General features: G+C 67.5%; 20 protein-coding genes. 10 read left to right on the forward strand and 10 right to left on the reverse strand.

Annotated features, from left to right (window positions below; all coding sequences use genetic code 11):
* Position 1: 1 nt before the first annotated feature.
* Entirely contained in the window at positions 2-1,990 is a 1,989-nt protein-coding gene (locus R5H29_RS06810; protein ID WP_332328959.1) for an ATP-binding protein, read from the reverse strand.
* Positions 1,991-2,233: 243 nt separating this feature from the next.
* Here R5H29_RS06810 and R5H29_RS06815 point away from each other — a divergent pair, with 243 nt between their 5' ends.
* Positions 2,234-2,797, forward strand: coding sequence for a DUF3016 domain-containing protein (locus R5H29_RS06815; RefSeq protein WP_019660921.1), 564 nt, complete (start codon positions 2,234-2,236; stop codon positions 2,795-2,797).
* An 88-nt stretch (positions 2,798-2,885) separates the two neighbouring features.
* Here the strand turns inward: R5H29_RS06815 and alr are convergent, their stop codons facing one another.
* Positions 2,886-3,953, reverse strand: a complete 1,068-nt coding sequence (gene alr, locus R5H29_RS06820) for an alanine racemase (RefSeq protein ID WP_332328952.1) — start codon at positions 3,951-3,953, stop codon at positions 2,886-2,888.
* The gene (locus tag R5H29_RS06825) at positions 3,932-5,236 is read right to left on the reverse strand and encodes a D-amino acid dehydrogenase (protein ID WP_058980697.1); all 1,305 of its coding nucleotides are present in this window, start codon (positions 5,234-5,236) and stop codon (positions 3,932-3,934) included. The genes alr and R5H29_RS06825 overlap by 22 nt, the downstream gene beginning before the upstream one ends.
* A gap of 149 nt (positions 5,237-5,385) precedes the next feature.
* Here R5H29_RS06825 and R5H29_RS06830 point away from each other — a divergent pair, with 149 nt between their 5' ends.
* On the forward strand, positions 5,386-5,865 hold the full coding sequence (locus R5H29_RS06830) for a winged helix-turn-helix transcriptional regulator (protein ID WP_019660918.1): 480 nt from the start codon (positions 5,386-5,388) through the stop codon (positions 5,863-5,865).
* Positions 5,866-5,926: 61 nt separating this feature from the next.
* On the opposite strand, the gene R5H29_RS06835 is transcribed toward R5H29_RS06830, so the two are convergent.
* Together R5H29_RS06835 and R5H29_RS06840 are read right to left on the reverse strand one after the other, a co-directional pair.
* The gene (locus tag R5H29_RS06835; protein ID WP_058980698.1) at positions 5,927-6,103 is read right to left on the reverse strand and encodes a hypothetical protein; all 177 of its coding nucleotides are present in this window, start codon (positions 6,101-6,103) and stop codon (positions 5,927-5,929) included.
* A gap of 143 nt (positions 6,104-6,246) precedes the next feature.
* Positions 6,247-6,621, reverse strand: a complete 375-nt coding sequence (locus R5H29_RS06840; RefSeq protein WP_021204376.1) for a hypothetical protein — start codon at positions 6,619-6,621, stop codon at positions 6,247-6,249.
* Positions 6,622-6,760: 139 nt separating this feature from the next.
* On the opposite strand from R5H29_RS06840, the gene msrB reads away from it, so the two are divergent.
* The 5 genes from msrB to R5H29_RS06865 all read left to right on the forward strand — a co-directional run bounded on the left by msrB (position 6,761) and on the right by R5H29_RS06865 (position 10,002).
* Entirely contained in the window at positions 6,761-7,228 is a 468-nt protein-coding gene (gene msrB, locus R5H29_RS06845; RefSeq protein ID WP_021204375.1) for a peptide-methionine (R)-S-oxide reductase MsrB, read from the forward strand.
* 91 nt (positions 7,229-7,319) lie between these two features.
* On the forward strand, positions 7,320-8,174 hold the full coding sequence (motA, locus tag R5H29_RS06850) for a flagellar motor stator protein MotA (protein WP_014645799.1): 855 nt from the start codon (positions 7,320-7,322) through the stop codon (positions 8,172-8,174).
* Between the two features lie 3 nt (positions 8,175-8,177).
* Positions 8,178-9,116 carry a flagellar motor protein MotB gene (gene motB / locus R5H29_RS06855; RefSeq protein ID WP_019660913.1) on the forward strand — a complete coding sequence of 313 codons (939 nt, stop codon included), beginning with the start codon at positions 8,178-8,180 and terminating at the stop codon, positions 9,114-9,116.
* 108 nt (positions 9,117-9,224) lie between these two features.
* Positions 9,225-9,713 carry a hypothetical protein gene (locus tag R5H29_RS06860; RefSeq protein WP_019660912.1) on the forward strand — a complete coding sequence of 163 codons (489 nt, stop codon included), beginning with the start codon at positions 9,225-9,227 and terminating at the stop codon, positions 9,711-9,713.
* Between the two features lie 13 nt (positions 9,714-9,726).
* Complete coding sequence (locus R5H29_RS06865; RefSeq protein WP_019660911.1) at positions 9,727-10,002, forward strand: DUF4031 domain-containing protein; 276 nt, start codon at positions 9,727-9,729, stop codon at positions 10,000-10,002.
* 94 nt (positions 10,003-10,096) lie between these two features.
* Here the strand turns inward: R5H29_RS06865 and R5H29_RS06870 are convergent, their stop codons facing one another.
* Complete coding sequence (locus R5H29_RS06870) at positions 10,097-10,639, reverse strand: hypothetical protein (RefSeq protein ID WP_332328953.1); 543 nt, start codon at positions 10,637-10,639, stop codon at positions 10,097-10,099.
* A gap of 90 nt (positions 10,640-10,729) precedes the next feature.
* Between R5H29_RS06870 and R5H29_RS06875 the strand changes: the two genes are divergently transcribed.
* The gene (locus R5H29_RS06875) at positions 10,730-10,978 is read left to right on the forward strand and encodes a DUF3297 family protein (protein ID WP_026347120.1); all 249 of its coding nucleotides are present in this window, start codon (positions 10,730-10,732) and stop codon (positions 10,976-10,978) included.
* 148 nt (positions 10,979-11,126) lie between these two features.
* Here R5H29_RS06875 and R5H29_RS06880 read toward each other — a convergent pair whose 3' ends face one another.
* The 3 genes from R5H29_RS06880 to R5H29_RS06890 all read right to left on the reverse strand — a co-directional run bounded on the left by R5H29_RS06880 (position 11,127) and on the right by R5H29_RS06890 (position 14,127).
* Positions 11,127-12,776 carry a Na+/H+ antiporter gene (locus R5H29_RS06880; protein ID WP_019660908.1) on the reverse strand — a complete coding sequence of 550 codons (1,650 nt, stop codon included), beginning with the start codon at positions 12,774-12,776 and terminating at the stop codon, positions 11,127-11,129.
* A 117-nt stretch (positions 12,777-12,893) separates the two neighbouring features.
* Positions 12,894-13,685, reverse strand: a complete 792-nt coding sequence (locus R5H29_RS06885) for a dioxygenase (protein ID WP_155028898.1) — start codon at positions 13,683-13,685, stop codon at positions 12,894-12,896.
* Between the two features lie 31 nt (positions 13,686-13,716).
* Positions 13,717-14,127, reverse strand: a complete 411-nt coding sequence (locus tag R5H29_RS06890; protein ID WP_332328954.1) for a DoxX family protein — start codon at positions 14,125-14,127, stop codon at positions 13,717-13,719.
* A 96-nt stretch (positions 14,128-14,223) separates the two neighbouring features.
* Here R5H29_RS06890 and R5H29_RS06895 point away from each other — a divergent pair, with 96 nt between their 5' ends.
* On the forward strand, positions 14,224-15,105 hold the full coding sequence (locus tag R5H29_RS06895) for a LysR family transcriptional regulator (protein ID WP_021204372.1): 882 nt from the start codon (positions 14,224-14,226) through the stop codon (positions 15,103-15,105).
* A gap of 91 nt (positions 15,106-15,196) precedes the next feature.
* On the opposite strand, the gene R5H29_RS06900 is transcribed toward R5H29_RS06895, so the two are convergent.
* Positions 15,197-18,259, reverse strand: coding sequence for an EAL domain-containing protein (locus R5H29_RS06900; protein ID WP_332328960.1), 3,063 nt, complete (start codon positions 18,257-18,259; stop codon positions 15,197-15,199).
* 176 nt (positions 18,260-18,435) lie between these two features.
* On the opposite strand from R5H29_RS06900, the gene R5H29_RS06905 reads away from it, so the two are divergent.
* Positions 18,436-20,547, forward strand: coding sequence for a M13 family metallopeptidase (locus R5H29_RS06905; protein ID WP_332328955.1), 2,112 nt, complete (start codon positions 18,436-18,438; stop codon positions 20,545-20,547).
* Positions 20,548-20,606: the final 59 nt, after the last annotated feature.

Raw genomic sequence — 20,606 nt, forward strand, 5'->3', positions numbered from 1 at the left:
TTCAGTGCAGCGCACTGTCCGCGCGTGGCACCTGCACCTTGCGCACGGCAGCCACCAGCTGCGCTACCGAGTACGGCTTGGCCACATGCTCTTGGAAGCCCGACGCCAGCGCGCGGCGGCGGTCGTCGGCACGCGCCAGTGCAGTCACCGCCACCGCAGGCAAGGTCGCCGCGTCCACGCCCATGTCCTCGCGCAAGGTGCGCACCAGCCCATAGCCATCCATGCCCGGCATGCCGATGTCGGTCAGCAGCACGTGGTACTGCAGGTGGCCGGTGTCGGCCAGCAGTGCCAGCGCTTCGCCGGCCGAGCTGGCCGCCGATACGGTGGCGCCCTGCTCTTCCAGCATGCGGCGCAGGTATTCCAGCACTTCCGGCTGATCCTCCACCGCCAGCACGTGCATGCCGCGCAGCGGATAGGGTTCGACGACCACCGGCTCCAGGATCGGCCCACTGATCACTTCGCGCAGCGGTCGGCGCTCTGCATCCGGCAGGTGCTGGGGCAGGCGCACGGTGAAGGTGGCGCCGTGGCCATGCCCTTCGCTGGCGGCAGTGACCGTGCCGCCATGCAGTTCGACCAGCTGCTGCACGATCGCCAGGCCCAGGCCGAGACCGCCATGACGGCGCGTGGTGGTGCCATCAGCCTGCCGGAAGCGGCTGAACAGATGGTTGAGGAATTCGGGCGCGATGCCGTCGCCGGTGTCGCGCACGGTGATCACCCAGTGATTGCCATCGGCCTGCAGCTGCAGGTCGACGCGGCCTTCGGCCGGGGTGAACTTGATCGCATTGGACAGCAGGTTCCACAACACCTGCTGCAGGCGGGTGGCATCGCCCAGCACCAGGCACGGCTGTTCCGGCAGCAGCAGGCTCACTTCCAGCGCCTTGCCTTCGGCGACCAGCTCCTGCGCGCCGATGGCTTCGCTCAGCAGGTCGCGCAGGTCCAGTATCTCCACCTCCAGCTGCACCTTGCCCAGCAGCATGCTGCTCAGGTCGAGCATGTCCGAGATCAGCCGCTTCTGCGCACCGGCGCTGTTGGCGATCACGTTCAGGCCCTTGTACAGCGGACTGGTGTTGTCTACGCGCTGCAGCAGCAGTTCGCTCCAGCCCAGGATGGTGGTCAGCGGCGTACGCAGTTCATGCGACAGCGTGGCCAGGAACTCGTCCTTCAGCCGCGCCATGTTCTCGGCGGCACTGCGCGCGGCACGCTCGGACTGCAGCAGCTCCTCGCGGGCCAGTTCAATTTCGCGTCGTTCGGTGACATCCGGACTGCTGCCGGCCAGGCCGATGAAGCGGCCCATCCGCGAAAAACGCGGGCGGGCGTTCATCTCCAGCCAGCGCCACTGGCCATCCGCGCGCCGGGCACGCACCAGCGCGTGCATCGAACGCTGCGCCTTCAGCGCTTCCTGCAGTTCGTATTCGAACACGGACGCGTCATCCGGATGCACGAGACCGCGCCAGACATCTTCCGGCACACGCGTTTCATCACCACCGAAGAACTCGCTGAAGGCACTGTTGACGAAACGCGCATGGCCGCGCTCATCGAGCACCCACACCGGCATCGGCAGGCCGTCTGCCAGCGCGCTGAAACGGGCTTCGCTTTCGCCCAGCTCCACTTCCATCTGCTTGCGCGCGGTGATGTCGAAGAACAGGATGCCGACCTTGTCTTCTCCCGGCCGCCCCACCCGCACCGCGTCGACCGCGAACGAGCGGCCCAGCGCACGGGCTTCCATCTCGAACTGAGCGGGGCGGCCGCTGCGTGCGACTTCGCCATAGATACGGAACCAGTCCTGCTCGTGGTTGGGTTCCAGCGCAGTCATGCACTTGCCACGCGCATCCTTCAGCCCAGTGTGGCGCTCGAACGCGTCGTTGACTTCGATGAAACAATAGTCGACCGCACGATCACCCTCGAACAGCACCTGGATCACGCAGAAGCCGGCGTTGATGCGCTCAAGCACGCCACGATGCAGGTCGGGTTCTGGCGCCGACACCAGCATCGGTGGGCGCTCCACGAGGGGCGGCAGTGTGGACAAGGGGGTCTTTGCAGGCCAGGTTGGGAGCACAGCATCTTCCAAAGGGCGTATTCACAGCGTCAAGCGCCGTCAGTCATGGTTGACGTCGATGAATTGGCGGCAACCGCTCTTGCCCGCGACGCAATCGGCCATTGCGGTCGTCCGGCAGCAGGCTCACACTCGATCCGTGATCAACACCCCCCCAGCGCGGGGACGCAGGAGACCGTCATGAAACGCTCACTCGCGATTGCCCTGCTGGCAGGCGCCCTGGCGGCCGGTGGCGCCAATGCTGCGCCACGCACCGTGACCGATGCAGACGCGCCGCGTGCGTTGCAGGCCGATGGACCGGTCAGCGTGAAATGGGAAGATCCGGCCAAGTTCACCGAAATACGCCAGAGCAGCAACCGCTTCGAGGCCGAACGCGGTGACTGGGTGCAGCAGCTGGCCCGCTACCTGCAGACCACCGCAGCCAAGCCGCTGCAGCCTGGGCAGACCCTCGATGTGACCCTCGTCGACATCAAGCGTGCCGGTGACTACGAGCCTTGGCACGGCCCGCGTGGCCGCGACATCCGGATCATGCGCGACATCTACCCGCCACGGATCACCCTGCAGTACACGCTGAAGGATGCCAGCGGCCGTATTGTCAGCGAGGGCGATGCGCGCCTCAGCGATACCGGCTACCTGCACAACGTGGGACTGAAGAGCGACAGCGATCCACTGCGCTACGAGAAGCGTCTGATCGATGACTGGGTGAAGCGCCAGCTGGCCAGTCAGGCGACCGCCGCGCGTTAGGTCCCCCGGCAGGTGTCGACCTTGGTCGACACGCATTCACGGCGCCGATCGAGGTCGGCCGCTACCGGTGCCGAGCGCGGGCTCGGCGCTACACGTACACCTTCGCCACGCGCTTGACCGCGCACGGCAGCTGGTAGGCGCTCACGCCACAGCGCGGCGCCAGCTCCGACAGGGTCGGCGCAGAACCCCACAGTTCCACCACGCTGCCGATGCCGGCCTGCGCATGCGCGGTCAGGTCCACCGTCAGCATGTCCATCGACACGCGCCCGATCAGCGCACCGGGCTGGCCGTCGATCAGCACCGGAGTGCCGTTTGGAGCGAACTGCGGATAACCGTCGGCATAGCCGAGTGCAACCACACCCACGCGGGTGCGCGCCTTGGCCACGAAACGCGCGCCATACCCCACCGGTTCACCGGCTTCGATCCAGCGCTCGGCGATCACCTTCGACTGCATCGTCATCACCGGGCGCAGCCGCTCGGTCAACACGGTGTTGTCCGGCAGCGGGTTGGCGCCGTACAGCATCAGGCCCGGGCGCACCCAATCACTGCGCACATCCGGCCAGCCCAGCAGCGCAGGCGAGTTGCACACGCTGGTCTCGCCTGCCAGTCCATCAATGGCGCGGGCGAAGGTCGCCGCCTGTTCGTGGGTGCGTTCGCTGTCCAGCTCGTCGGCACGCGCCAGGTGGGTCATCAGCACGACGCGTTTGACGTGCGGCAGCGCCGACAGGCGCGCGTGCGCCGCGCGGAAGCTGTCCACGTCCAGGCCGAGGCGGTGCATGCCGCTGTCCAGCTTCAGCCACACCGTCAACGGGCGCGGGCTGTCGAACGCCGCCAGTGCCTCCACTTGCCACGGTGAACCGACGGCGAACCAGAAGTCATGCTCGGCCACCAGCGTCATGTCGCTCGGCTCGAAGATGCCTTCCAGCAGCAGGATCGGCGCACGGATGCCGGCCTGGCGCAGCTCCAATGCCTCTTCGATGGTGGCCACGCCGAAGCCATCGGCCTCGCCTTCCAGCGCCTGCGCACAGCGCACCGCGCCATGCCCATAGGCATCGGCCTTGATGATCGCCAGCGCCTTGCCACCGCCCAGTTCACGGGCGAGGCGGTAATTGCTGCGCAGGGCGCCCAGATCGATCAGCGCGCGGGCAGGACGCATGTGCGGTTCTCGTGTTGCGGCGCGTGACCGTACTGGCCGTAGCGGAAAATATCCAGGCCTTCGGTGCTGATCTGCGGCTGTCGCGCGCTCATCAGGTCGGCCAGGTAGCGGCCCGAGCCGCAGGCCATGGTCCAGCCCAGCGTGCCGTGTCCGGTGTTGAGGTACAGGTTGCGGAACGGCGTGGCGCCGATCACCGGCGTACCGTCCGGCGTAGCCGGGCGCAGGCCGGTCCAGAACTGCGCGCGCGACAGGTCGCCGCCCTTCGGATAGAGATCCCTGACCACCAGTTCCAGGGTCTCGCGGCGGCGCTGCGACAGCGACAGGTCGAAGCCGGCCACTTCGGCCATGCCACCGACACGGATGCGGTCGTCGAAGCGGGTCACCGCCACCTTGTAGCTCTCATCGAGGATGGTCGAGGTCGGTGCCATCGCCGGGTCGGTGATCGGCAGGGTCAGCGAATAGCCCTTCAGCGGGTACACCGGCAGGCGCATCCCCAGCGGTGCGACCAGCGCTGGCGAGTAGCTGCCAAGCGCGACCACGAAGCGGTCGGCGGTTTCCAGCTTGCCGTCGATGCGCACGCCGGTGATGCGGTCGCCATCGAACTCCAGGCCGGTGATGTCCTGGTCGAAGCGGAATTCAACGCCGGCATCCATGCACAACTGCGACAGCCGGCGGGTGAACAACTGGCAGTCGCCGGTCTGGTCACGCGGCAGGCGCAGCGCGCCGACCAGGCCATCGACATGGGCCAGGGCCGGTTCGGCCTGGATGATGCCGGCGCGGTCCAGCACCTCGTACGGCACGCCGTACTGGGCCAGGATCTCGATGTCCTGCGCCGAAGCATCCAGCTGCTGCTGGGTGCGGAACAGCTGGGTGGTGCCAAGGTCGCGGCCTTCGAATTCGATGCCGATCTGCGCGCGCAGCTCGTTCAGGCAGTCGCGGCTGTACTCGGACATGCGCACCATGCGCGCCTTGTTGATCGCATAACGCTCGTGGGTGCAGTTGCGCAGCATCTGCCACAGCCAGCGGTACTGGGCCAGGTCCATGCCCGGGCGGATCGCCAGCGGCGCGTGCTTCTCGAACAGCCAGCCGATAGCCTTCTTCGGCACGCCCGGGGCCGCCCACGGCGAGGTGTAGCCGAATGACAGCTGGCCGGCATTGGCGAAGCTGGTTTCCAGCGCCGGGCCGGGTTGGCGGTCGATGACCGTGACTTCAAACCCGGCCTGTCGCAGATACCAGGCACTGGTGGTACCGATCACGCCGCTGCCGAGAACTAGGACTCGCATGGGACTTCTCCAACCCGATCATTCCCTGCACTGGAGCGCACAGGGACCATAATTGGGGAAGTATAGACAGCCATTCCCAGTTGATTTGCCTGTTTTGAAATCAACCGGCAGGATGTTCCACTTCAATTTACTCCCGAAGGTTGACGGTCATGGCCACCCGGATCCGCGAACTGGACAAGATCGACCGCAAGATCCTGCGCATCCTGCAGGCCGAGGGCCGCATCTCCTTCACCGAACTGGGCGAGCGGGTGGGCCTGTCGACCACCCCGTGCACCGAGCGCGTGCGCCGGCTGGAGCGCGAAGGGGTGATCACCGGCTACCACGCCCACCTCGACCCGGCCGCAGTTAAAGCGAGCCTGCTGGTGTTCGTGGAGATCAGCCTGGCGTACAAATCCGGCGACATCTTCGAGGAGTTCCGGCGCGCCGCGCTGAAGCTGCCCAACGTACTGGAATGCCATCTTGTATCGGGCGACTTCGATTACCTGCTGAAGGCGCGGATCAGCGAGATGGCCTCCTACCGCAAGCTGCTCGGCAGCACGCTGCTGACACTGCCGCATGTACGTGAGTCGAAGAGCTACATCGTGATGGAAGAAGTGAAGGAAACACTGAGCCTGCCGATTCCGGACTGAGGCTGCTGCAGGGTGGGGCCAGATCCCGTACAGCGGGCTCTGACCCCGATCATGGCGACAGTCAGCGCTGCTGCGGATGCTTATGCGGGCGCTGTTCCTGCTGCCTGCCGCCCTTGTGCTGCTGCGGCTCCATCTGCTGTTGCTGCTGTTGCTGCTGCGGGTTGCGGCCCTGCGGTTCCTTGCCGGGATGACGGTTCTGCTGGTTTTTCATGGTCGCGATCCAGTGGACGAAGGACATGCGGCGGCGGGATGCCGGCGCAGGGCCACGGTGGCCCCGGAACGGTTAATCGCAGGCGAAAAAGCAGTGATCGCCAAGAGGCTGTTTTCGTGCGTTCAGCCCGCACGACGCGCAGGAGCTGCCAACCTTGCTTGGCCCATAGGTCAGCGCTTGATCTGCTGGCCATCACCGGCAGGCACGCTGTCGTAATAACGGCCTGTACGCGAGTCGAACACGCGGTTCGGGCCGGCCGGGCGCACGCCGGGCACGATGCGGCCGTTGCGGTCGTAGACCTTGTCGGCCGGCCTCGGTGCTGGCGGCGGCGTGATCTGGGCCGGACCGGTGGACTTGATCGGCTGCGCCGGTTGCGGCGTAGGCAGCAACTGCGGCTGCGGCCGGGCCGCCTGTGGCGGTGGCGCCACCGGCTGCGGCGCCACGGTGGTCGCGCTGCGGGTGGCCGTGGGGTCGGGGGTGGGCACCTGGGCCAGCGCCAGTGCCGGCAACAGGGCGATCAACAGCAGGGGAAGGGTCGGCTTCATGGCACGCTCCGGCGTCTATGACACCCACCTTGCTCCCGCACCCGTGTGCCACCCATGAACGGCCATCACACTTGCAAGCGCGCGCCGGCACCCCCAGGTTTTCCGGCATCCCCAGGCCATCGACCCACGGAGCGCCGCCATGACCGCCTTCGATCTGACGCCCCCCACTGCCACCCAGACCGAGGCGCTGGTCGCCGGCCTCAGCAGCGAGGAACGCCGCGTGCTGTTGCAGCACGGCACCGAAGCGCCGTTCTGCGGCGTGTTCCTCGACAACAAGCGCGAGGGCGTCTACTGCTGCCGGCTGTGCGCGCTGCCGCTGTTCCGCTCCAGCACCAAGTTCGATTCCGGCACCGGCTGGCCCAGCTTCTTCGCCCCGTTCGACCCGGCGCACGTGCGCGAGATCCGCGATACCAGCCACGGCATGGTCCGCACCGAGATCACCTGCGCGCGCTGCGGCAGCCATCTGGGCCACGTGTTCCCGGACGGTCCGCCGCCCACCTACGAGCGCCACTGCCTGAACTCCGTCTCACTTTCCTTCGTCGGCAATGGCGAGCCCTGGCCCGATCCGCTGCAGCGTGGCGGCGCCGAAGCCGGTGTGGCCGGCTGAAGCACCCCGCTGACCGATTTCACAGAATTCCCTCTTCAGAAACCCGGGCGACGGGCCGACAAGGAGATATCCCCTCTCCCTGCGTCGCCCCATGCTCATCATCGTCGGATTCCTGGTCGTCATCATCAGCGTGATCGGGGGCTACCTCGGTGCCCACGGCCGCCTGGGTGCCCTCTGGCAGCCCTACGAGCTGGTCATCATCGGCGGCGCCGCGCTCGGCGCGTTCCTGGTCGGTACCCCGGCCAAGACGGTCAAGCAGACCCTGCAGGCCATGGTCGGCGTGTTCAAGGGCCCGCGCTACAAGCAGCAGGATTACATCGATGTCCTCAGCCTGCTCTATGAACTGCTCAACAAGGCGCGCCGCGAAGGCTTCATGGCACTGGAAGACCATGTCGAACGCCCGGCCGAGAGCGCCCTGTTCGCCAACTACCCCAAGGTGCAGGCCGACCACCACCTGATCGACTTCATCACCGACTGCCTGCGCCTGATGATCGGCAGCAACATCGAGCCGCACGAGCTGGAACCGCTGCTGGAGCTGGAACTGGAGAAGCACCACGCCGAGGCCATGGCACCGTCGCAGGTGCTGACCAAGGTCGCCGACGGACTGCCCGGTTTCGGCATCGTGGCTGCGGTGCTGGGCATCGTCATCACCATGGGTTCGATCGGCGGAGACATCGTCGAGGTCGGTGGCCACGTGGCCGGTGCGCTGGTCGGCACCTTCCTCGGCATCCTGCTGGGCTACGGCTTCGTCGGCCCGATGGCGGCGGCGATGGAAGCCCGCGCCGAACAGGACAGCCGCATCTACGAATCGGTCAAGACTGCCCTGCTGGCCTGCCTGCGCGGTTACAACCCGAAGATCGCGCTGGAATTCGCCCGCAAGACGCTACCGTCGAACGTGCGCCCGGCCTTCTCCGATTTCGAGCAGCACCTGAAGACGGTCAAGTAAGCCATGGCCGAGAACAAGCCCACCGTCATCGTCCGCCGGGTCAGGAAGGCCGGCCACGCCGCTCACCACGGAGGGTCGTGGAAGGTGGCCTATGCCGACTTCGTGACCGCGATGATGGCCTTCTTCCTGGTGCTGTGGCTGATGGCCACCACCAACAAGAACGACCGTGCGGCCATTTCCGAGTACTTCCGCAACCCGAGCCCGCTGAGCGGGCAGAGTGCCACGCCGGCACCCGGCATGGCCGGCCCGGGCGGCGCCAGCACATCGATGATCAAGCTGGGCGGCGCCACCGACATCTCGCGGGGCAGCAGCAACGATCCCTTCCAGAACCAGAAGGAAGCAGTGCCGCAACCGGTGGACCAACAGCAGCGCGACAAGCAGCAGCTGGAAGCACTGATGAAGGAGCTGCAGGAAGCGATCAGCCGGAGCCAGGCACTGGAACCCTTCAAGGACCAGCTGCTGCTGGACCTGACTCCGGAAGGCCTGCGCATCCAGATCGTGGACAAGCAGAACCGGCCGATGTTCGACCTCGGCAGCGCTACGCTGAAGCCGTACACGCAACAGATCCTGCACGAGCTGGCCAACTACCTGAACCACGTACCGAACCGGATCAGCCTGACCGGCCACACCGACATCACCGCCTATTCGGCCGCACGCGGCTACGGCAACTGGGAACTGAGCGCCGACCGCGCCAACGCTGCACGCCGTGCACTGGTGGACGGCGGCCTGGAGGACAGCAAGATCACCCGCGTGGTCGGCCTGTCTTCATCGGTGCTGTTCGACAAGGCCGACCCGCAGAACCCGATCAACCGCCGCATCAGCATCGTGGTGATGACCAAGGCCGCCGAGGAGGCAGCGCTGGCGGGTGCCGGCCCCCAGGTGGGGCTGTCGGCGCCCACCGCCGACCCGGACGTGCAGGCCGCGCAGGGGCAAGCGGAATAAGCTGTGGGTGCGCGCCTTGGTCCAAATCCACAGGGCCATGCCGGGCGAGCGCACCACGCCGCACCCGCTACAATGGCGGTCTTTCCGTTTCCAGGTGATCTCACCCCCATGTCCCAGAACTCCAAGGCCAAGCGCGACAAGCGCAAGAAGCAGCAGGGCAAGCGCCCGTTCCTCCGCCTGAACGCGCAGCAGCAGGTGCAGAACCATGCCGTGCTGACCAACGAAGACGGCCAGGTGGTGGCGGCCATCGGCCTGCAGGGCCGTGAGTGGCTGCTGGCCATCGGCGGCCAGACCATGGGCAACGCCGAGAACCCGGTGCCGATGCTGGCCATGCTCAAGCACCTGGCCAACGTGCAGGAGAAGGAAGGCCGCAAGGTCAACCTGGAGTACTCCGAACTGCTGCAGAAGCTGCTGGACACCCTGGCGGCCGAATCCGAGCAGACCGCCGACGAATACCTGGACAAGCTGGTGTCCGAGTTCGAAGGCGTCGACGCTGCTGAAGGCGAAGAAGGCGAAGCCGTCGAGGGCGACGCGGCCGAAGAAGCCGCTGCCGAGGCCGCCCCGGCCGCTGACAGCGACAGCAAGCCGCAGGCCTGAACCGGCCGCGGCGGTGACGGTCTACGTCGATGACGCAGTGCATCCCTGGCGCGGACAGCGCTGGGCGCACCTGATGGCCGACACCCTGGCCGAGCTGCACGCAATGGCCGCGCAGCTCGGCATTCCACCGCGCGCCTTCCAGAACAAGGCCAGCGGCGCCCACTACGATGTCACTGCCGGGCTGCGCGCACAGGCCATCGCGCTCGGCGCCCGGGCGATCTCACGGCACACCGACCGCGAGCTGGTCAAGGCGGTGATTGCCAACGCCCGGGCGCAGTACCGGCCGTAGGCTCGGCTGCCGTGTGCCTCCTGTAGTGCCGAGCCGATGCTCGGCTGCTCTACGCGAAATGCAGCCGAGCGTGGGCTCGGCTCTACAGGCCCGATCAGAACGGGTCGCTGCCCAGCCGGATTTCCACGTTCAGCAGCGAGCACAGCGCAAGCATCGCGTCATCGTCGCGGGTCAGCGCCATCACCCCGGTAAAGCCATCACTGCCGGCATCCACGCTCCACAGCGTGTAGTTGTGCTCGCGCAGGCGGTCGAAGGCGGTGGCCATCAGCTGCACGCCGTCCAGGCCTTCGGCAAAGTCCTCGTCGTCCAGGTCGCCACCCCAGTCCAGCTGCAGGTTGAAGCGCGCCGAAAGCTCGTTCACCGCCGACTGCAGCGACTCCAGGTCCTCACGCTCCACATCGAAACCGGACTGCCAGGCGATGGCGGTGAACAGCGCCGGCAGCCAGTCGCTGTCCGCTTCCAGCGGCTGACCGTTCTCGGCCAGGTGCTCGCGCCAGCGGTTGAACTGCTGCAGGGCCAACTCTTCGTCACCCGGGTTGATCAGCACCAGCAGGTTCCAGACCCGCGCCTCGAAACCCTCCTCGTCGAAGTCGTGGATGTCTTCCTCGAAGTCGAAATAGTCGCTGTTGTCGGGCATGGCGGAACGTCCTCTGGGGCAGGTCAGCATTCTACGGTTTATCCTGTGCCGCTGAAGCCGGCCTTGGTGGCCGTCACTGTGAATGAAGCGATGAGCGATACCCCTCCCGACCACCTGGCGATCAACCCGGCCAGCCCCTTCCATGATGCGCAGGCGCTGGAGCGCGGCGTTGGCGTGCGTTTCAACGACATCGAGCGCGACAACGTCGAGGAATACTCGGTCAGCGAAGGCTGGATCCGCGTGCAGGCCGGCAAGGCCCGTGACCGCCGCGGCAACCCGATGACGATCAAGGTCAAGGGCAAGGTCGAGGTGTATTTCCTGGACCAGAAACCGGAATAACCGGCACCGGCATGTAGAGCCGAGCCTGTGCTCGGCTGCTTTTCGTTCCGGGTTCATGACGCCTGAAGCAAGCGTAGCCGAGCATGGGCTCGGCTCTACATGCCAGGGCGGAATCCGCGTCAGCGTCAGCAACGCCCGGTCCCAGGCATCATTCGCGCTTGCGCGATTCCAGCAGGTCCAGGTTGCGGATCAGGCGCCGCGAGATCTCATCGGAGATCACCCCGCGCCGGGTCAGCCGGAACAGTTCCTCGCGCTCGGCGTTGAGGCCGGCGCTGCGCAGCTGGCGGTAGCCCAGCTCCATGCGCCGCACCTTCTCCGGGTCTACGTCGGGCCCGTCGTTGTCCTTCTCCAGGTGCCGCTGGTACAGCAGGCTCACCCGCGAGGCGGCATCGTTGTACAGCTGCACGTTCTCGGTGTTCTGGTTCATCACCAGCTGCTGGCGCATGCGCTCGACCCCGGCCAGCGCCGCCTTCGACGACAGGCGGCGCGCCAGGTCCTCTTCCTTGCGTTCACCCGAATCGGCCGGCAGCTGCAGGCCCTTCAGCAGCTGCGGCAGCGCGATGCTGGCGCCGAGCAGCGAGAACAGGATCACCGAGGCGGCCAGGAAGATCACCAGGTCACGTGCCGGGAACGCACTGCCATCAGGCAGGAACAGCGGCAGGGTCAACACGCCGGCCAGGGTGATCGCACCACGCACGCCGGCCACCGAGGTCGCCACCACGATGCGCCAGTTCGGCGCTTCGCCCCGCTCCAGTCCGCGGCGACGCGCGCGCAGCAGGTTCCAGCGCAGCGACAGCCACACCCACAGCAGGCGCAGCACGACCAGCGCCAGGTTGATCACCACTACGTACACCAGCAGCCACCACGCGCTCTGGTGGCCGGTCTCGTTCATGGTGGTGGTGGCACGTTCGACAATACCGGGCAGCTGCTCGCCCAGCAGCACGAACATGATGCCGTTGAAGCTGAACTGCAGCATGTTCCAGACCCCGGCACGCTGCACGCGCATGCTGCCGGAGACGCGGCCGGTCAGCTCGACGTAGCTCATCGCGATACCGGCGGCGACCGCGGCGAGGATGCCGGAGGCGTGGATCTCTTCGGCCAGCAGGTAGGCCGCGAACGGAATGAGCAGGTTGACCAGCATCGCCGCGCCCGGCTCCTCGCCGAAGCGGCGCCACAGCCAGCGCTGGAAGGTCGACACACCAAGGGTGACCGCCACGCCCACCGCAAGGCCGGCCACGGCCACCCACACGAACGTCAGCGAGGCCGTGGCCAGCGAGAACGTGCCGGTCATCACCGCAGCCACCGCGAAGCGGAAGCAGACCAGGCCCGATGCATCGTTGAGCAGCGACTCGCCTTCCAGGATGTGCATCAGGCGCTTGGGAATCGGCGCCTTGGAGGCGATCGCACCCACTGCCACAGGATCGGTCGGCGACACGATCGCCGCCAGCGCGAAGCACACCGCCAGCGGCATCACCGGAATCAGCCAGTGGATCAGGAAGCCTGCGCCGATGACGGTGAACACCACCAGGCCGAACGCCAGTTCGAGGATCGCGCCCTTGTCGCGGAACAGGCCCTGCTTGGGAATGCGCCAGCCATCCAGGAACAGCAGCGGCGGCAGGAACAGCAGGAAGAACACTTCCGGCTCCAGTGCGTGGCCGCGGTTGAATACCCCGGCAATGACCGCGCCCAGGCCGATCTGCACCAGCGGCAGCGGCAACGAGAACGGCAGGACGCGAACCAGGTAGCCGCTGGCGACAACGGCCACCAGCATCGCCAGGACGACTTCAATGGTATGCATGCTTCTTCCAGGAAGCGGCGCGCGGGGAGGCTCGAAGGCCAGCGCCGGAAACCCGGAAAAAACTACCACATGCGGCCATGACCGCGACGACGGGAGCCGCCGCGCGTCAGCCCCGGCTCATGCCGCCCCATCGAAGCGGTACAGGTCCATGGCCAGGAAACCGGCGTCGATGCCGGCGTCGATGCGGCGTGCGCCGAAACCACCCTCGCCGGCCGCGCCCATCGCAAAGAACAGCGGCAGCAGGTGCTCGTCGGTCGGGTGCGCACGTTCGGCGAATGGCGCCTGCCGGCGGTAATCCAGCAGGGCCTGGCGGTCATCAGCGGCCAGCCGCTGCTCCACCCACTCGATGAAGGGCCGCACGTATGGCGCTTCCTTGCCGTCCTGGTAGTCGCCCCAGTCGTGCAGGTTGTGGGTGATGCTGCCCGAGCCGACCAGCAGCACGCCTTGTTCGCGCAGTGGTGCCAGCGCGCGGCCCAGCGCGAACTGATGCTCGGGGCCGAGCAGCGGCTGGATCGACACCGGCACCACCGGGATGTCGGCCTGCGGGCGCAACAGCCGCAGCGGTACCCACGCGCCGTGGTCGAGGCCACGCTGCGGGTCGATGGCCACTGGCAGTCCTGCGGCGGCGATGCGGCCGGCCACTTCTTCGGCCAGTGCCGGGTCACCCGGCGCCGGGTACTGCAGTTCGAACAGCGCGCGCGGGAAGCCGCCGAAATCGTGGATGGTTGGCGGCTGCGGATGCGCCCCGACCAGCGGCTGCCGGCCCAGCCAGTGCGCCGAGGCCATCACGATGGCGCGCGGCGTGGGCAGGTCGCGCGCCAGCTCGGCCAGGCGCACACCAACCTGGCCCGGATGCAGGGCAGTCATCGGCGAACCATGGGAGATGTACAGCGAAGGCAGGCGGGACATGGAATTCTCCAGTTGCAGGATCAGGCGGCGATCAGCGCGAACGCAGGGTCCACTTGCCATCGCCGACCAGGAACAGCACCACCAGCGCCAGCGCCCAGAACGCCGGGTATTCCCAGCCGCCGCCGGCATTGACGAAACCGAAGCCGTTGGCGCCGTGCACGGTGACGATGGTGCCCAGCAGCAGCGGCACGCCGACCAGGCCCACCCAGCGCGCATAGATGCCCAGCAGCAGCGCGACAGTGATCACCAGCTCGACGCCGATGGTGAGGTAGCCGAGCACGCCGGGCAGGCCCAGCGACTCGAAGAACGCTGCCGTGCCGGCCGGGGTGAATACCAGCAGCTTGGTCAGCGCATGGACCAGGAACAGCACGCCCAGGGCCAGGCGCAGCAGGGCGGCGCCATACGGGGCCAGCGGCGAAACAGGAGCGGTCGTGGCGTGCATCGGAAAGCACCTTGAAGGGAGTGGGCTCAGGTTATTGCGCCTTCACGGGCCGATAAATACGATCGATTGACCGTATTTATTTCAGAAGGCGCAACAATGGACACCCTCGAGGCGATGCGCGTGTTCGTGGCGGTGGTCGAGCGCAACGGCTTCAGCGCCGCCGCCCAGGCCCTGGACATGTCCACCGCCGGCGTTACCCGCCAGGTCGCCGCGCTGGAAAAGCGCTTGTCCACCCGCCTGCTCCATCGCACCACGCGGCGGGTCAGCCCCACCAGCACCGGCGCCGCCTACTACGCCCAATGCGTGCGCCTGCTGGCCGAGTTCGACGCGCTGGAGGCCAGCATCGGCGCGCAGGCGCTGGAGCCCTCCGGCACGCTGCGCATCAACGCGCCGGTCAGCTGGGGCATTGCCCGCCTCGGTCCGTTGCTGGCCAGCTACCGCGAACGCTTCCCGCAGGTGGAACTGGACCTGGCCCTGTCCGACCGCCTGGTGGACATGGTCGAGGAAGGCTACGACGTGGCCATCCGCATCACCCGCGAGCCGGGCCCCACCCTGATCGCCCGCCGCCTGGGCGAATCGCGGGTGAGCCTGTGCGCCGCGCCGGCCTACCTGGCCGCACGCGGCGCCCCCCAGACCCCGCAGGACCTGCAGGCGCACGCGTGCCTGGGCTACAGCTACTGGGCCGCTGGCGACCACTGGCCGTTGCAGGGGCCCGCAGGCGAAGTAAAGGTCGCGGTGAACAGCCTGCTGCACGCCAACAACGGCGACGTGCTGCGCGAAGCGGCGATTGCCGGCATGGGCGTGATCCTGCAGCCGGATTTCCTGCTGGAAGACGCGTTGGCCGATGGCCGGCTGGTGCGCGTGCTGCCCGAATGGGAGGCCGCGCCGATCGGCATCTTCGCGGTCTACACCAGCCGCAGCCACCTGGCACCGAAGGTGCGCAGCTTCATCGACCACTTGGTGGAAACCGGGGTGTAGCCGAGCCTGGCGTTTGCCGGCCAGCGGCCGGCACTCCCGTCATGTTTCGGTCTGGTAGGGCCGGCCGCTGGCCGGCAAATACGAAACCCGATCAGGCGGGGACTTCATCCAGCGCATCGATGATCCGCTCCAGCGGTGCCGGCCGCCCCAGCAGGTAGCCCTGCACCTGATCGCAGCCATGTGCCGCCAGCCAGTCCAGCTGTCCCGGCGTCTCCACGCCTTCGGCAATGATGGTCAGGCCCATGCTGTGGCCCAGCGACAGCAGCGCGCGACAGATCGAGGCGTTGCGTGGATTGGTTTCCACGTCCGCCACGAAGCTGCGGTCGATCTTCAGGATGTCCAGCGGCAGGTGCTGCAGGTAGGACATGCTGGAATAGCCGGTGCCGAAATCATCCAGCGACACGCTGATGCCCTGCTCATGCAGGCGCTGCATGGTCTGCATCGCCTGCGCCGGCTTGCGCATCAGGCTGCTCTCGGTCAGCTCCACGTGCAGCGCACCGCGGGCCAGGCCGAATTCCTGCTGGGCGCGGGTGAACTCGGCCACCAGGTCGCTGTTGAAGAACTGCACCGCAGACACGTTGACCGCGATCGGCAGCTCGCCCCACCCGGCGTCGACCAGACGGCGCTGCGCCTTCGCCGCGGCGCGGATCACCCAGCGGCCCAGCGCCAGGATCAACCCGGTGTCCTCGCACAGCTGGATGAACTCGTTGGGCGGGATGAAGCTGCCATCGGCCTGCGGCCAGCGCAGCAGGGCCTCCAGCGCGGCCGGGCTGCCATCACCGGCATGCCGGATCGGCTGGAAGTACAGCTGGAACTCGTTGTCGATAGCGGCATGGATGCGCCCGGCCAGGCGCAACCGATCGGCCAGCCGCGTGGTCACCGCCGCATCGAACCAGACCACCACGTTGCCCTCGGCGCGCGCCGCATGCGCGGCCTGCGCGGCCATACCGATCACCTGCTCGGCCGTGTGCCCGTCACCGGCAATGTGCACGGCCACGCCGATGCGCGGCTCGAACTGGTGCAGCGAGTCCTTGCCGCGCATCGGCGCCGAGACGATCTGCAGCAGGTCGTCCAGCACGCGCTGGGGATCGTGCCCGGCACCAATGGCCAAGACGAAATCTTCGGCCGGCTGGAACGCCAGCGTGCCATAGCGCGCGCCCAGGCCCCCGAGCCGGGTCGCCATCGACTGCAGTACCGCATCGCCGATCTCGCGGCCCAGCGTATCGGCCACCAGCTGCAGGCCGCGCAGCTGTACGAAGGCGATGGTATAGCCCTCGCCCTGCCCATCCAGCTGTTCGGTCAACGCGCGTACATTGAGCAGGCCGGTGGCCGGGTTGTGCCGTGCCTGGTAAGCCAGGTCGCGCTCGTAGGCCAACCGTTCGCTCACATCCTCGGCCAGCACCAGGCACGCGGGCTGTCCGTCGAAATCGAGTTTGGACAGGTGTGCGCGCACCTCGAACACGCTGCCGTCCTTGCGCCGGTGCAGGCGCACGGTCGCGTCCGGAGGATCGCCCACCTGTGCGCGCTGGATGGCACCACGCACCTCGTCCCAGCCCTCGCGCGGGCGGATGTCGAGGATGCTCATCGCCAGGAACTCGTCGCGGCTGTAGCCGTACTGGCGCACGGCGGCATCGTTGACCTCGATGAAGCGCAGCGTGTCCGGGTCGAATACCCAGAACGGCGCCGGATTGCGGTCGAACAGCAGGCGGAAGCGGCGTTCCACTTCGCTCATCTGCTCGCGCGCCTGATAGCGTTCGCTCAGGTCGGTCAGCGCACCGATCATGCGCCGCTCGCTGTCGGCCACTTCCACCCGCTGCCCACGTGCCCCGACCCAGCGCACCTCGCCTCCGGGCAGCACCAGGCGGAATACCTGGTCGAGCACCGCGCCGCCGGCGAAGGCCTGGTCGAAGGCCTGCTGCAGGCGTGCGGCGTCGTCGCGATGCACGCGTGCGAAGAAGTCGGCCACCGGCAGGGCATCGGTCTGCACGCCGAAGATCTCGCACGCCAGGGGTGACCAGCGCAGCAGCGCGGCATCCTCGTCCACGTACCAGGTGCAGACACGCCCGACCTGGTGCGCAAGGCGCAGCTCGGCGTGGCCGGCCTTCAGCTCTTCGGCCATCGACTGCTGGCTGCGGGTGGTTCGGCGCACCGCATACAGCAGCACCAGCAGCACCACGATGTAGGCCAGTACGATCGCCACCGATGCCTGCAGGTAGGGCCACCACGGTGCCAGCACGTCTTCGTCGGCCAGGCCCACCTGCACCGCCAGCGGACTGCGTTCGAGCGTGCTGATGGTGAGGATGCGCGGTACGCCATCCACCACGCCCGGCATGCTGCCCAGCTCGACCACTGCCTGCCTGCCGAGCAGGTCACGGCGTGGCAGGTCATAGCGGTGGCCCACCGTGCCATGCGGATCAGGCACGCGGGCCAGCATGTAGCCTTCGGCATCGCTGATCGAGACCAGTCCCTTGGGGCCGACGTCGAGGCCACCGACGATGCGCTGCAGTTCGCCGCAGCGCAGCCGTGCCAGCAGCCAGCGTTCGCCGGCCATCGGCAGCGCCAGCGGGACCACCCAACCGCCATCGCTGGCCCGCTGCGGCGGGCCGATGTACAGCGCGCTGCCCTGGCCACGACGCTGCGGGTCGGTCCACAGCGGCAGCTGCAGGTCGCCCTCGCCGGCCGTCAGCGGTCGGCCATGGCGGTCGAGCACGGCGATGCTGTGCAGTTCGGCATGCCGGCCCAGCACCCCGCCGATGGATGCATCCAGCAGGGCCGGCGCCTGCGCCGGCACGCTGCGGAACAGCTCGGCGGCGTCGGCGGCGATGCCGGACATGGCCCGCTCCAGGTTGCGCAGTTCCAGCGCCAGCAGGCGCTCGCTGCCCACCGCCAGCGCGCGGCTCTGGCGCTGCGCCGCTTCCAGACGGCGGTGGTAGTCATTGACCAGCATGAGGGTCAGCCCGGTGACCAGCAGCACGCCCAGCAGCACTCCGCCCCAGGTAATGGCGCGCAGCGGCCGGGCCAACGCGCGTTTCAGCGCGGGCATCGGCGGGTGTTCCTTGTGCAGTCGGCTGGCTTCATGCGCGAACGAATCCTCCACGTCCCCGACCTCAACGGCCGGTGGACGCCATTCTTGACGCCTGACCCGCCCCCGCATGGCCACCTCCCCGTGTCCGCGCAGGGTTCCAGGGTCCAGCATGCACCACGTCGCTCACGGCGTGAAGGTCGGTTCCACGTGTTCAGCCAGATCCTGCACAGCACAGGACGCAGCACAGGGCCGCCAGGCGGGCCGGCGCAGATTAGACTTGGCGTTTTCCGCCGCAAGAGAAGTCCATGTCCAAGCTGCGCCGTCCCACCCTGGCGCTGGCCATCGTTGCCAGCCTGTCCTTGGCCGCCTGTGATCGCCCGGCCGAGCCGGCCGCCACGGCCACCGCGCCGGCCGATGCCACCCCCGCTGCGGCCAAGCCGATGCTGGGCAGCTTCGGCTTCGATGCCAGCGGCATGGACCGCAGCATTGCCGCCGGCGATGACTTCTTTGGCTTCGCCAACGGCACCTGGGTCAAGAACACCGAGATTCCGGCCGACCGGTCGCGCTTCGGCAGCTTCAACGTCATTGCCGAGAAGACCCTGGCCGACACCCGCGCCATTCTCGAAGGGGCCGCCGGCAACACCCAGGCCAGCGGTGACGACAAGCTGATCGGCGATTACTACGCCGCTTACATGGACGAGGCCGGCATCGAGCAACGCGGCGTTGCACCCGTGGAGCCGCAGCTGAAGGCGATCGATGCCATCACCGACAAGGCCGGCCTGGCACGCGCCCTGGGCGGCGATGTGCGCGCCGACGTCGACCTGCTCAATGCGACCAACTTCTACACCGACCGCCTGTTCGGCCTGTGGGTGTCGGTGGACCTGCTGCAGCCCGACCGCAATGCGCCGTACCTGGTGCAGGGCGGCCTGGGCATGCCCGACCGCGATTTCTACCTGGGCGGCGGCCGCATGGCCGAACTGCGCAAGCAGTACCAGGCCTACATCGCACAGATGCTGCAGCTGGCCGGCGTCGCCGATCCGGCCGGCAAGGCACAACGCATTCTCGCGCTGGAGACGAAGATCGCGCAGGCACATGCCACCCAGGAAGAAACCAATGATGTGACCAAGGGTGCCAATCCCTGGACCCAGGCCGACTTCAATGCCAAGGCGCCCGGCATGGACTGGAACGCCTTCCTCGACGCGGCCGCGCTGGGCAAGCAGCAGGACTTCATCGTCTGGCAGCCCAAGGCCGTGGCCGGCCTGTCCAGGCTGGTCGCCACCGAGCCACTGGAGGTGTGGAAGGACTACCTGGCCTTCCACGCGCTGGACCGTGCCGCCGCCTACCTGCCGAAGAAATTCGCCGATGCCCGCTTCGCCTTCCACGGCACCGCGCTGAGCGGCACGCCGCAGCAGAGCGATCGCTGGAAGCGCGCGGTGGACGACGCCAACCACGCAGTGGGCGAAGCGATCGGCAAGCGTTACGTCGAAAAGCACTTCGACGCGAAGACCAAGGAACGCGCGGACGAGATGGCCAAGAACATCATTGCCGCCTTCGCCAAGCGCATCGACGCGCTGGCGTGGATGTCGCCGCAGACCAAGGCGAGCGCCAAGGCGAAGGTGGCCGGCCTGACCGTGGGCATGGGCTATCCGGAAAAGTGGCGCGACTACACCGGCCTTGAGATCCGCCGTGATGACCCGCTGGGCAATGCACAGCGCGCCGAGCTGTTAGAGTACCAGCGCAACATCGCCAAGCTGGGCAAGCCGGTCGACCACGGCGAGTGGGCGATGCTGCCGCAGACCATCAACGCGATGAATGTGCCGCTGGAAAACCGCCTGGTGTTCCCGGCCGCGATCCTGCAGCCGCCGTTCTTCGACGGCGCCGCCGACGACGCCGTGAACTATGGTGCGATCGGCGCCGTGATCGGCCACGAGATCAGCCACGGTTTCGACAACGCGGGCGCACTGTTCGATGAAACCGGCAAGCTGCACAACTGGTGGACCGCCGAGGACCTGAAGCAGTTCAACGCCGCCGGCGATGCGCTGGCCGCGCAGTTCAGCAGCTACGAGCCGTTCCCGGGCGTGCATGTGAATGGCAAGCTGACCCTGGGCGAGAACATCGCCGACGTGGCCGGCCTGGGTACCGCCTACGACGCCTACCAGCTGTCGCTGCAGGGCAAGCCGGGCCAGACCCTGGAAGGCTTCACCCCGGACCAGCGCTTCTTCCTCGGCTTTGCCCAGGCCTGGCGCAGCAAGAGCCGCGAGCAGGCGCTGCGCAACTCGCTGCTGACCGATGTGCATGCACCGGGCCAGTTCCGCGCACTCACCGTGCGCAACATCGACGCGTGGTACCCGGCGTTCGACGTGAAGGAAGGCCAGAAGCTGTACCTGGCCCCGGACAAGCGGGTCAAGGTGTGGTGATGTAACCGGAACGGGCGCCGCAAGGCGCCCGTTTCACTTGCGGGTAGCTGCCAACCTTG

Origin of the sequence: Stenotrophomonas sp. A3_2, from assembly GCF_036624925.1 — a bacterium.
GTDB lineage: Bacteria > Pseudomonadota > Gammaproteobacteria > Xanthomonadales > Xanthomonadaceae > Stenotrophomonas > Stenotrophomonas hibiscicola.

What these genes read in the sequence shown, in the direction of transcription:
- R5H29_RS06895 (WP_021204372.1), top strand. Translation starts at nt 14,224, where the DNA reads ATGGACACCCTCGAGGCGATGCGCGTGTTCGTGGCGGTGGTCGAGCGC.
- R5H29_RS06905 (WP_332328955.1), top strand. Translation starts at nt 18,436, where the DNA reads ATGTCCAAGCTGCGCCGTCCCACCCTGGCGCTGGCCATCGTTGCCAGC.
- R5H29_RS06860 (WP_019660912.1), top strand. Translation starts at nt 9,225, where the DNA reads ATGTCCCAGAACTCCAAGGCCAAGCGCGACAAGCGCAAGAAGCAGCAG.
- alr (WP_332328952.1), bottom strand. Translation starts at nt 3,953, where the DNA reads ATGCGTCCTGCCCGCGCGCTGATCGATCTGGGCGCCCTGCGCAGCAAT.
- R5H29_RS06825 (WP_058980697.1), bottom strand. Translation starts at nt 5,236, where the DNA reads ATGCGAGTCCTAGTTCTCGGCAGCGGCGTGATCGGTACCACCAGTGCC.
- R5H29_RS06840 (WP_021204376.1), bottom strand. Translation starts at nt 6,621, where the DNA reads ATGAAGCCGACCCTTCCCCTGCTGTTGATCGCCCTGTTGCCGGCACTG.
- motA (WP_014645799.1), top strand. Translation starts at nt 7,320, where the DNA reads ATGCTCATCATCGTCGGATTCCTGGTCGTCATCATCAGCGTGATCGGG.
- R5H29_RS06885 (WP_155028898.1), bottom strand. Translation starts at nt 13,685, where the DNA reads ATGTCCCGCCTGCCTTCGCTGTACATCTCCCATGGTTCGCCGATGACT.
- motB (WP_019660913.1), top strand. Translation starts at nt 8,178, where the DNA reads ATGGCCGAGAACAAGCCCACCGTCATCGTCCGCCGGGTCAGGAAGGCC.
- R5H29_RS06880 (WP_019660908.1), bottom strand. Translation starts at nt 12,776, where the DNA reads ATGCATACCATTGAAGTCGTCCTGGCGATGCTGGTGGCCGTTGTCGCC.
- R5H29_RS06870 (WP_332328953.1), bottom strand. Translation starts at nt 10,639, where the DNA reads ATGCCCGACAACAGCGACTATTTCGACTTCGAGGAAGACATCCACGAC.
- R5H29_RS06900 (WP_332328960.1), bottom strand. Translation starts at nt 18,259, where the DNA reads ATGCGGGGGCGGGTCAGGCGTCAAGAATGGCGTCCACCGGCCGTTGAG.
- msrB (WP_021204375.1), top strand. Translation starts at nt 6,761, where the DNA reads ATGACCGCCTTCGATCTGACGCCCCCCACTGCCACCCAGACCGAGGCG.
- R5H29_RS06875 (WP_026347120.1), top strand. Translation starts at nt 10,730, where the DNA reads ATGAGCGATACCCCTCCCGACCACCTGGCGATCAACCCGGCCAGCCCC.
- R5H29_RS06890 (WP_332328954.1), bottom strand. Translation starts at nt 14,127, where the DNA reads ATGCACGCCACGACCGCTCCTGTTTCGCCGCTGGCCCCGTATGGCGCC.
- R5H29_RS06835 (WP_058980698.1), bottom strand. Translation starts at nt 6,103, where the DNA reads ATGTCCTTCGTCCACTGGATCGCGACCATGAAAAACCAGCAGAACCGT.
- R5H29_RS06830 (WP_019660918.1), top strand. Translation starts at nt 5,386, where the DNA reads ATGGCCACCCGGATCCGCGAACTGGACAAGATCGACCGCAAGATCCTG.
- R5H29_RS06815 (WP_019660921.1), top strand. Translation starts at nt 2,234, where the DNA reads ATGAAACGCTCACTCGCGATTGCCCTGCTGGCAGGCGCCCTGGCGGCC.
- R5H29_RS06810 (WP_332328959.1), bottom strand. Translation starts at nt 1,990, where the DNA reads ATGCTGGTGTCGGCGCCAGAACCCGACCTGCATCGTGGCGTGCTTGAG.